Genomic DNA, 9,961 nt, shown 5'->3' with positions numbered 1-9,961 from the left:
CGAACTCGAGGCGGGCGGCGGGCCGCCCGACCCGCGACGGCGCCTCGTCGGTGTCGCGCCCCAGGCCGGCCTCGAGCCGCGACGCGAGGCGTGCCGGGACCGCGGTGCGCGACAGGCCGGTGAGCCGGGCGATGTCCGAGCGGGTCGCCGCCGTGCCGGTGCGGACGAGCTCGAAGACCTGCCCGACCGTCGCCGGCTGCGCAGCGCGCCGACGCGCGGCGGTTCCCTCGTCCGTCGACACGCCGCTCAGCATAATTCAGCGCGTGTTCGACGTAATTACGTTTCTCTAAGACTTAATTCGGTTAGGGTCCTCCCATGCCCCACCATCAGATCGACGCGGTCACCGCCCGGATCACCGAGCGCAGCCGCGAGAGCCGGTCGGCCTACCTCGCGCGGATCGCGCAGCAGGTCGACCTCCGGCCGGCCCGCGCACGGCTCGGCTGCGCCAACCTCGCGCACGGCTTCGCCGCCGCGGCGCCCGACGAGAAGCAGGCCCTGCGCCGCTTCGGCAAGCCCAACATCGCGATCATCTCCTCCTACAACGACCTCCTCTCGGCCCACAAGCCGTTCGAGCGCTACCCCGCCCTGCTCAAGCGCGGCGTCGTCGAGGCCGGCGGCCTCGCACAGTTCGCCGGCGGCGTGCCGGCGATGTGCGACGGCATCACCCAGGGCCGTCCCGGCATGGAACTGTCACTGTTCAGCCGCGACGTCATCGCGATGTCCACGGCCATCGCGCTCTCGCACGAGATGTTCGACGGCGCGCTGCTGCTCGGCGTCTGCGACAAGATCGTGCCCGGCCTGCTCATCGGCGCGCTGAGCTTCGGCCACCTGCCCACCGTGCTCGTGCCGGCCGGCCCGATGACGTCCGGCCTGCCGAACGGCGAGAAGGCCCGCGTGCGCGAGCAGTACGCGCAGGGCCTCGTCGACCGCGCCGCCCTGCTCGAGGCCGAGGCCGCGAGCTACCACGGCGAGGGCACCTGCACCTTCTACGGCACCGCCAACTCGAACCAGATGCTGATGGAGGTGATGGGGCTGCACCTGCCCGGCAGCACCTTCGTCAACCCCGGCACCGAACTGCGCGACGCGCTGACCGCCGCGGCCGCGCGTCGCATCGTCGACCTCACCCCGGTCGGGCACGACTACACGCCCATCGGGCACGTCGTCGACGAACGCGCCGTCGTCAACGGCGCCGTCGCGCTGCTGGCCACCGGCGGCTCGACCAACCACACCATCCACCTCGTCGCGATCGCCGCGGCCGCCGGCATCAGGCTCACCTGGGACGACCTCGACGACCTGTCCACGGTCGTGCCGCTGCTGACCCGCATCTACCCGAACGGGACGGCGGACGTGAACCACTTCCACGCCGCGGGCGGCACGGCGTTCCTCGTGCGCGAACTGCTCGACGCCGGGCTGCTGCACGAGGACGTGCGCACGGTGGCCGGTCCCGGCCTGCGTCGCTACACCGACGAACCGGCGCTGCGTGACGGCGCGCTGCAGTGGGCGCCGGGCACGCCGCACAGCCACGACCCCGACGTGCTGCGTCCGGTGGCGCAGGCGTTCGCCCGCGACGGCGGCCTCAAGGTGCTGCGCGGCAACCTCGGCCGCGCCGTCAGCAAGGTGTCCGCCGTGGCGCCGAAGCACCGCGTCGTCACAGCGCCGGCAAGGGTCTTCGACGACCAGGCTGACTTCCTGGCCACGTACCGCACGGGGAACCTCGACCGCGACTTCGTCGCGGTGCTGCGCTACCAGGGTCCGTCGGCGAACGGCATGCCCGAGCTGCACAGCCTGGCCCCCGCACTCGGCGCCCTGCAGGGCCAGGGCCACCAGGTCGCGCTGGTGACCGACGGACGACTGTCGGGCGCGTCCGGCAAGTTCCCGGCCGCGATCCACGTGACCCCGGAGGCGGCGATGGGCGGACCGCTGGCCAAGGTGCGCGACGGCGATCTCGTCACCGTCGACAGCATCACCGGGACGCTCACGGTGCACGTCGACGACCTCGACCTGCGCGACGCGACCGGCGGGGCGCCCGCCGTCGACCAGTGGGTCGGCACCGGACGCGAGCTGTTCGCCGGCCTGCGCGCGAACGTCGGCCCGGCCGACGAGGGCGCCACCACCTTCGTCCCCGCCCCGAGTCTCGAGGAGCAGTACGCATGATGGACCTGTTGTCGGTGTCGCCGGTGATCCCGGTCGTCGACGTCCGCGACCCCGCGCTCGCCGTGCCGCTGGCACGCGCCCTGCTCGCCGGCGGCGTGCCGCTCATCGAGCTGACCCTGCGGGGCGACGGCGCGCTCGACGCCCTGCGCGCGGTCGCCGACGAGGTGCCCGAGATGCTCGTCGGCGCGGGCACCGTCTGCTCGCCCGAGCAGGTCAAGCTCGCCACGGCGGCGGGCGCCCGCTTCCTGGTCAGCCCCGGCTCGACCGACCGGCTGCTGGACGCGTTCGAGGACAGCGGCCTGCCCTTCCTGGCCGGCACCGCCACGCCGTCGGACGTGCTGCGACTGCTCGAGCGCGGCATCACCCAGGCCAAGCTCTTCCCGGCCGTCGCGGTCGGCGGCACGACGCTGCTGCGGGCGCTGCACGGCCCGTTCCCCCAGGTGCGCTTCTGTCCCACCGGCGGCATCAGCCACCGGACGGCGCAGGATTTCCTGGCGCTCCCCAACGTCGGCTGCGTCGGGGGCACCTGGCTCACCCCCGGCGCAGCCGTCGCCTCGCACGACTGGGCGACGGTCACCGGGCTCGCCCGCGACTCGCTGCAGCTGCGCCGGTGAGGTCCGGTCGGGTTCAGCGCGTGAGGGTGCGTCCGTAGCGCGACCGCACACGCTCGGTGACGCGGTCGTCGGTACGAGCCGCGGGCTGTATGAAGATCTCGTCGAGGTCGGGGTACTGCTCGCGGAGCGTGTCGGCGACCCGCACACACGCCTGCTCGAGATCGGCGGCGGACAGCGAGTCGACGAAGTCGGCGCGCACGCAGAGCAGCACCTGGTCCGTGCCGGTGAGCATCGACAGCAGGTCGACCACGTCGTCGACCTCGTCCTGCTCGCGCAGCGTCTCGGCGATCGCCCGAAGCATGCGGGGATCCGCCTGCTGGCCGATGAGCAGGTCCTTGCAGGTGCGGGCGAGCAGGAACGCGACGACGAGCAGCAGCACGCCGATGGCGAGCGACGCGACACCGTCCCAGGCGGCGTTGCCGGTGAGCTGGTGCAGCGCGACGCCGGCAGCGGCCAGCGCCAGGCCAACCAGCGCGGCGGAGTCCTCGAGCGCGACGCTGTTCTCGGTCGGGTCGTCGTTCTGCTGCACGTAGTCGGCGAACGACCACCGCCGTGTGCGCCGCTGCTCGCCGACCGCCCGCAGCGCGTTGACGAACGAGATGCCCTCGAGCACCGCCGCACCGGCCAGCACCGCGTAGTTGATCCAGATGAGGTGGGTCGACTCCGCGGGCCCGAGGATCGTGTGCAGGCCCTCCCACACCGAGAACGCCGCGCCGGACACGAAGATCGCGCCCGCGGCGAGCAGCGACCAGAAGTACCGCTCCTTGCCGTAGCCGAACGGGTGGCGCCGGTCGGCCGGCTTGCGCGAACGGCGCTGGGCGACCAGCAGCAGCACCTCGGTCGTGGTGTCACCGGCCGAATGGGCGGCCTCCGACAGCAGCGCGCCCGACCCCGAGATCAGGCCGGCCACCAACTTCAGCAGCCCGACGCCGAGGTTGGCCGCCAGCGCCAGGATGACGACGATGCTGCTCTCGCCGCCGGACCCCTCCTGCTCGTCATTCACCCCGCTGGCCTACCCGTCGGGGTCTTCGGGATCCCTCAGCCGCACGTCATCGTTTCGTCACATCCGTCCTGCATCAGATCGGGGCCCGCACGACTCATACGGATGTCGGCACCGATGCCGGCCCTGACCGGGAGCCCCACATGACCACCCTTCGCAGCCGTCTCACCGTCGCCGCCGCCTCCGCCGCCCTCGCCGCGGCCGGTGGCGTCACGCTCGCGACGAATGCCGCCGCCCAGACCGTCGCGCCGGCGTGCGGCAACCAGGCCCTCACCGTGACCCGCTCGTTCGCCCAGGGCGCCGCCGGGCACAGCTTCATGGAGCTCATCTACCGCAACCACACGACGCACGCGTGCTCGGTGCACGGCTACCCGGGCCTCGACGCGGTCGGCCCGCACGGCCACGTGCTCGCCCACGCGGCCCGCACGACCTTCGACGGCGGCCCGCGCACCATCACCATCCGCCCGGGTGGCTACGCGTCGGCGGGTGTCGAGTGGGAGAACTTCAACCCGGTGACGAGCGGCCCGTGCCGGTACTCGGCCGCGATCGTCACGACGGTCGCCAACACGACGCTCGCCCACCGTCTCGCGGCGTCGGTGAGCATCTGCGGCCTCGAGGTCACGCCGACCGTGGCCGGCACGCCGCTCGCGCCGGGCTACGGGCCGGCGCAGCACGACTGGATCGTCGGTGCACGCGTCAGCTCGGCCGAGCAGGGCCTGTGGTGGACGCGGGCCAAGCACGCGCTGGCCGCGACCGGCGGCTACCCGACGCAGGTGCACGAGCTGACCCAGCTCATCGCCCTGCCGGAGACCAGCCTGACACCGGCGCAGATCGCGCAGGCGCACCACCTCGTGCACGACCTCGACGCATTCTTCGCGACGCCGGGCCTCTACAGCTGACCCACGTCGGGGCCGGGTGCCGGCGCCGATCTCACCGTCGTGATCGGTGCCCGTGCACCCAGCCCTGATGCGTGATCTCGTGTGCCTCGATCGCCTCGGCGACGACGCAGATGACGGTCACACCCACGGCCAGACAGGCCATCGTCACCGCGAACACCAGCAGAGCGGCCTCCATCTCGAATCCTTCCGTCGAATTGATGTGTACGCGTACACATTACCCCGGTGGAGGGTCGGGATCACGTCGCGCCGGTCGACTGTGACGCAGACGCGGCTAGGGTCGGGCCATGCCGCCGCGCCCGCCTGCCCGCACCGATCGGGGCGTGCTGTCGCGCGACGAGGTGATCGCCGAGGCGACCCGGTTGCTGCAGCGCGACGGACTGGCGGCGGTCAGCATCCGCAGCGTCGCGACCAGGCTCGGGGTCACGCCCATGGCGCTGTACCGGCACGTCGCAAACAAGGACGATCTGCTCGACGAGGTGGTCGACCGACTCTTCGCCGACCGCTGGCGACCGGCGGTCGACGACCGCGACTGGCGGCGGTGGATCACCGAGGCCGCCGACCGCTTCCGCGGCTTCCTGGTCGAGCAGCCCGCCGCACTGCACGTCTACCTGCGTCACCCGGTCGTGGCACCCGTCGCCGCCGAGCGGATGGACGCCTGCCTGGACGTGCTGACGCGCGGGCTGGGCGCACGTCCGGCAGCCCGGCGGGCCTACGCCGCGCTGCAGACCTACACGATCGGGTTCGCCGCGCTGGAGGCGAACCGCGAGGCGGCCGGCGCCGCTCCCGCGGCCGGACGAGCCCGCGTCCCGACGGCTGCCGAGGAGCGGCGGCGCCGCGAGCTCGCGTCCTACTCCTCCCCCGCCCAGTTCCGCGCCGGGCTCGCGGCGCTGCTGCGCGGCGTCAGCGAGTGAGCGTGCCGAGGTGGGCCGCGGCGGTTATCGTCCCCTCGTGACGACGGCGACGACCTCGGCAGCGACACCCCGGGCGACGAAGACCGCCTCCCTGGTGGCCGTCGCGGCCGCCTACGTCGCGGCGGCGGCAGTGGCCGCCCTGTGGCTCGTGGCCGGGCCGGACACCGGCCAGCACTGGGCGGACGCGCTCATCGCCGACCTGCTGGCGACCGTCGTGATCTTCGGCTTCAGCCGCGCGTGGCGGAACTCGAGCTGCTACGACCCCTACTGGAGCGTCGCCCCGCCCCTGCTCGTCGGCTACTGGTGGGCGATCGGCCCGCTCGGCGGCGGCGACGTGCGGGCGTGGCTGATCATGGCCGTCATCCTCGTCTGGGCGGTGCGGCTCACCGCGAACTGGGCGTACGGCTGGCCCGGCCTGCACCACGAGGACTGGCGCTACCCGATGCTGCGCGAGAAGTCCGGCTCGTTCGCGCTCGTCGTCGACTTCGCGGCCGTCCACCTCTTCCCGACGCTGCAGGTGTTCCTGGCCTGCCTCCCGGCCTTCGTCGCCCTGACCCGGCCGTCGCACGGGTTCGACGCCCTCGATGTCCTCGCGACGCTCGTCGGCCTCGCCGCCGTCGCGCTCGAGACCGTCGCCGACCTGCAGCTGCACCGGTTCGTGCGGCTGCGCCGGCCCGGCCAGGTGATGGACGTCGGTGTCTGGGCGTGGTCGCGGCACCCGAACTACTTCGGCGAGTTCGGCTTCTGGGTGGCCATCGCCCTGTTCGGCGTCGCCGCGCGCCCCGGCGAGGCGTGGTGGCTGTGGGTCGGCGCCGCCGCGATGCTGGCGATGTTCCTCGGGGCCAGCATCCCGATGATGGAGGACCGCAGCCTCGCCCGGCGTCCCGACTACCAGGCGGTGATCGACCGGGTGTCGCGGTTCGTGCCGCGTCCACCCCGCCGCCCGCGCGATCAGGCGGCGTGACCCGCCTCGTCGTCGCGGGCCTGGGCGACACCGGGCTGCTCACCGCGGTGCACCTCTCGCGTCGCTTCGACGTCGTGGGCATCGCCAGCGCGCCGGCGCTCGTGAGCGGGCAGGAGCTCGGCTTGCGGCTGGCGCGCCCGGACGACTGGGCGCGTGACTACCTGATCGCCCTCGACCGCTTCCGCGGTCTCGATCGGGCGCGGGTGGTGCAGGGCCGCGTCGAGGCCGCGGACCGCGACCCCCGCCGGATCACGGTGGCCGGCGCCGACGGCTCGCTGACCGACGAGCCGTACGACGTGCTGGTGATCGCGACCGGGGTGACCAACGGGTTCTGGCGGCGGCCCGAACTGCGGACGGCGGACCAGGTCGACGAAGCGCTGCGGACGGCGCACGAGCGGCTCGCGGCAGCGGGCTCGGTGATCGTCGTGGGCGGCGGCGCCGCGGCCGTGAGCAGTGCCCTCAACATCGCGACCCGATGGCCCCGCACGACCGTCGATCTCTACTTCCCCGGCGAGCGGGCCCTGCCGCAGCACCACCCGCGCGTCTGGGCACGGGTACAACGCCTGTTGCGGACGCAGGGCGTCGGTCTGCACCCCGGCCATCGCGCCGAACTCCCGAACGGCACCGCACCGGAACGGCTGACGGACGATCCGGTCGGATTCAGCACCGGACAGCCGGAAGCACGGGCCGACGTCGTGCTCTGGGCGGTGGGCCAGGTGCGTCCGAACACCGCGTGGTTGCCCGCTGACGTGCTCGACGAGCGCGGCTTCGTCCGGGTCGGGCCAGACCTGCAGGTGCCGGGGCGGCCGGGCGTCTTCGCGATCGGCGACGTCGCCGCGACCGACCCGCTGCGGTCGTCGGCGCGCAACCGTGCCGACAAGCTGCTCGCGCGAAACGTCGCGGCGTGGGTCTGCGGTGGCCGGTTGCGCGAGTACCGGCCGCCGCGCCGGCGGTGGGGTTCCGTACTCGGCGCGCAGGCCGACGGCCTGGTCGTGTTCGCGCCGAACGGGCGCGGCTTCCGTTTTCCCGCCTGGACGATCGACACCGTGCTGCAGCCGTGGATCGTGCGCCGCGGCATCTATGGCGGTGTGCGCCGCGGCTGACGGTAGCGGTGCTCGGGACGACCGGCGGTGCCGTACTTCAACGTCAGCTCCAGCCGGCCGTCGTGCACCAGCACCGCGAGGTACCGCTGCGCGGTCGCGCGACTGATGCCGATGCGTTCGGCGACGCCGGCGGCGGACAGTTCGGCGGCCGAGTCCTCGAACTGTGCGCGCACCAGCGCCATCGTCGGTTCCGACAGTCCCTTGGGCAGCTCCGCCGCCCCCGCCGGCCCGCGCATGATCGAGAACAGCCGATCGACGTCGCGCTGCGCGACCTCGCCGGTGCGGTGGGCCTGCTCGTGCAGCGCGCGGTACGCGGTGAGCCGGTCGGCGAAGGCGCGGAACGCGAAGGGCTTGACCAGGTACTGGACGACACCGCCCTGCATCGCCGCCCGCACGCTCGCGACGTCGCGGGCCGCGCTGATGACGATGACGTCGGGGTTGTGCCCCTCGCCCTCGCGCAGCCGACGCAGCACGCTGAGCCCGTGCTCGTCGGGCAGGTACAGGTCGAGCAGGACGAGGTCGGGACGGTGCACGCGCGCGGCGTCGAGCGCGGCCGCGCCGGTGTGCGCGACCCCGACGACGTCGAAGCCAGGCACGCGACGCACGAACTCGGCGTGCAGATCGGCGACGCGGAAATCGTCGTCGACGACGAGCACCCGGATCACGCCGACACCCGCACGCCCGGGAGCGTCACACGGAAACAGCCACCGCCGCGTCCCGGCACCACCTCGACCGAGCCGTGCAGCCCGGCGACCAGTCGGCGCACCAAGGCCAACCCGATGCCGCGCGGGCGGTCGGCGCAGTCCTTCGTCGACCAGCCGCCGGCGAAGATGGCTTCCTCCGCACCGGACGGCACCCCAGGTCCGTCGTCGGAGACCTCGATGACCAGGTGGTCGTCGCACGGGCTGAACCGCACCGCCACCGTCCCGCCGGCGCCGACCGCCTCGATCGCGTTGTCGACGAGGTTCCCCACGATCGACACGAGCGCCTGCCCGTCCTGCTCCGCGATGCCGACGGCCTCGTCGCAGACGACCTCGAGGCTCACCGCCCGCTCACGAGCGACGGTCGTCTTGGCGAGCAGCAGGGCGACGAGACGCACGTCGCCGAGCCGCGAGTCGATGCTCGTCGCCGACGTCTCGTCGACCTCGCGGGCGAATCCCGCGGCCTCGTCGGCCCGACCGAGGTCGAGCAGCCCGGACAGCACGTGCATGCGGTTCGAGAACTCGTGCTGCTGCGCGCGCAGGGCGTCGATGAGGGTGCGCGTCTCGTCCAGCTCGCGCAGGGCGTGGTCGAGCTCGGTGCGGTCGCGCAGCGTGATGACATGGCCGAGGTCGCCCACCCGCCGACGACTGCCGACGAGCAGCCGGCTGCCGTGCACCGTGACAAGATCGGTGATGTCGGGCGCCTCGGGCGACGCCGGCAGCAGGCGCCGCAGGTCGCTGCCGCCGAGCACGTCGCGGGCAGGGCGGCGGACGTCGGCGGCGCTCGTCCCCAGCAGCTGGTGCGCCTGGTCGTTCAGCAGGGTCAGCACGCCGCGGCGGTCGACGGCGAGCACGCCCTCGCGGATGCCGTGCAGCGTTGCCTCCCGCTCGTGCAGCAACTCGGCGAACTGGTCGAGCTCGAGGCCGTAGGTCTGGCGCTTGATGCGACGCGCCAGCAGCAGGGCGATCAAGAGGCCCGCGGCGAGCACGATCGCCAGGTAGGCCGCCAGCCCGACGAGCTGGTGCGACGCCGCGGCGGCGACGCTGCTCTCGGGGACGCCCGCCGACACCTCCCCGACGACGCGGCCGTCGGTACCGAAGACCGGTGCCCGGCCGTTCGCCGACCGCCCGAGGTTGCCGGGATCGGTACCGACATGGTCGTGGCCGTCGAGCGCGACGACGGGTTCGCTGATGCGCTGCCCGATCAGCCCTGGACGCGGGTGCGAGTAGCGGACGCCGGTCGGGTCGATCACCACCACGTACGAGGCGTGACTCTGCTGCCGGATGCGTTCGGCGAGCGCCTGCACCCCGGCCGGATCGCGATGCTCGAGCGCCGCGACGATCTGCGGCATCGCCGCGGTGGACGCCGCCACCGCGAGCGCGCGCTGCTCGTACTCGGTGTCGAGTTCGTGGTGCACGGCGCGCGACCAGAGCACGAGGCCGACGGCGGTGGCGATGACCAGGACGAGCACCTGCCCGGCCAGCAGCTGTGCCCAGAGCGTCCGGGGCCATGCGCGCCTCACGGTCGACAGTGTGCACCGCGGATCACCGCGGCGCCTGCACGCAGAATGAGCAGAAGTCGCGGTTATCGAGCCACGACGCGACGGGCGGGGGG

Annotated in this window: 10 protein-coding genes and 1 pseudogene; 6 read left to right on the top strand and 5 right to left on the bottom strand. The window is 73.3% G+C overall.

Annotated elements, in window-relative coordinates:
- A pseudogene (locus tag ACTHMS_RS00915) lies at positions 1-241 on the bottom strand (sugar kinase); the annotation flags it as partial.
- Between the two features lie 74 nt (positions 242-315).
- Here ACTHMS_RS00915 and edd point away from each other — a divergent pair.
- Both edd and eda read left to right on the top strand, forming a co-directional pair.
- Positions 316-2,154, top strand: a complete 1,839-nt coding sequence (edd, locus tag ACTHMS_RS00910) for a phosphogluconate dehydratase (protein ID WP_440304796.1) — start codon at positions 316-318, stop codon at positions 2,152-2,154.
- Positions 2,154-2,768, top strand: coding sequence for a bifunctional 4-hydroxy-2-oxoglutarate aldolase/2-dehydro-3-deoxy-phosphogluconate aldolase (gene eda / locus ACTHMS_RS00905; RefSeq protein ID WP_440304797.1), 615 nt, complete (start codon positions 2,154-2,156; stop codon positions 2,766-2,768). Before edd ends, eda begins: the two co-directional genes overlap by 1 nt.
- Before the next feature lie 13 nt (positions 2,769-2,781).
- On the opposite strand, the gene ACTHMS_RS00900 is transcribed toward eda, so the two are convergent.
- On the bottom strand, positions 2,782-3,771 hold the full coding sequence (locus ACTHMS_RS00900; RefSeq protein WP_440304795.1) for a cation diffusion facilitator family transporter: 990 nt from the start codon (positions 3,769-3,771) through the stop codon (positions 2,782-2,784).
- A gap of 140 nt (positions 3,772-3,911) precedes the next feature.
- On the opposite strand from ACTHMS_RS00900, the gene ACTHMS_RS00895 reads away from it, so the two are divergent.
- Positions 3,912-4,667, top strand: a complete 756-nt coding sequence (locus tag ACTHMS_RS00895; protein ID WP_440304794.1) for a DUF4232 domain-containing protein — start codon at positions 3,912-3,914, stop codon at positions 4,665-4,667.
- A gap of 31 nt (positions 4,668-4,698) precedes the next feature.
- Here ACTHMS_RS00895 and ACTHMS_RS00890 read toward each other — a convergent pair whose 3' ends face one another.
- Complete coding sequence (locus tag ACTHMS_RS00890; RefSeq protein WP_440304793.1) at positions 4,699-4,842, bottom strand: hypothetical protein; 144 nt, start codon at positions 4,840-4,842, stop codon at positions 4,699-4,701.
- A gap of 109 nt (positions 4,843-4,951) precedes the next feature.
- Between ACTHMS_RS00890 and ACTHMS_RS00885 the strand changes: the two genes are divergently transcribed.
- From ACTHMS_RS00885 to ACTHMS_RS00875, 3 genes are read left to right on the top strand one after another with little or no spacing between them, the layout of a single operon-like run.
- Positions 4,952-5,578, top strand: a complete 627-nt coding sequence (locus tag ACTHMS_RS00885) for a TetR/AcrR family transcriptional regulator (RefSeq protein ID WP_440304792.1) — start codon at positions 4,952-4,954, stop codon at positions 5,576-5,578.
- 37 nt (positions 5,579-5,615) lie between these two features.
- Positions 5,616-6,542, top strand: a complete 927-nt coding sequence (locus ACTHMS_RS00880; protein ID WP_440304791.1) for a DUF1295 domain-containing protein — start codon at positions 5,616-5,618, stop codon at positions 6,540-6,542.
- Positions 6,539-7,645: an FAD-dependent oxidoreductase gene (locus ACTHMS_RS00875; RefSeq protein ID WP_440304790.1), complete on the top strand. Its 1,107-nt coding sequence runs from the start codon at positions 6,539-6,541 to the stop codon at positions 7,643-7,645. Before ACTHMS_RS00880 ends, ACTHMS_RS00875 begins: the two co-directional genes overlap by 4 nt.
- On the opposite strand, the gene ACTHMS_RS00870 is transcribed toward ACTHMS_RS00875, so the two are convergent.
- Positions 7,621-8,310, bottom strand: coding sequence for a response regulator (locus ACTHMS_RS00870; protein ID WP_440304789.1), 690 nt, complete (start codon positions 8,308-8,310; stop codon positions 7,621-7,623). The two genes, ACTHMS_RS00875 and ACTHMS_RS00870, sit on opposite strands and share 25 nt — an antisense overlap.
- Complete coding sequence (locus tag ACTHMS_RS00865; protein ID WP_440304788.1) at positions 8,307-9,869, bottom strand: ATP-binding protein; 1,563 nt, start codon at positions 9,867-9,869, stop codon at positions 8,307-8,309. Before ACTHMS_RS00865 ends, ACTHMS_RS00870 begins: the two co-directional genes overlap by 4 nt.
- Between the last annotated feature and the right edge of the window lie 92 nt (positions 9,870-9,961).

The organism is Jatrophihabitans sp. (genome assembly GCF_051960575.1).
Taxonomy (GTDB): domain Bacteria; phylum Actinomycetota; class Actinomycetes; order Mycobacteriales; family Jatrophihabitantaceae; genus JBQCEE01.
This window is presented reverse-complemented; position numbering and strand designations above follow the sequence as displayed.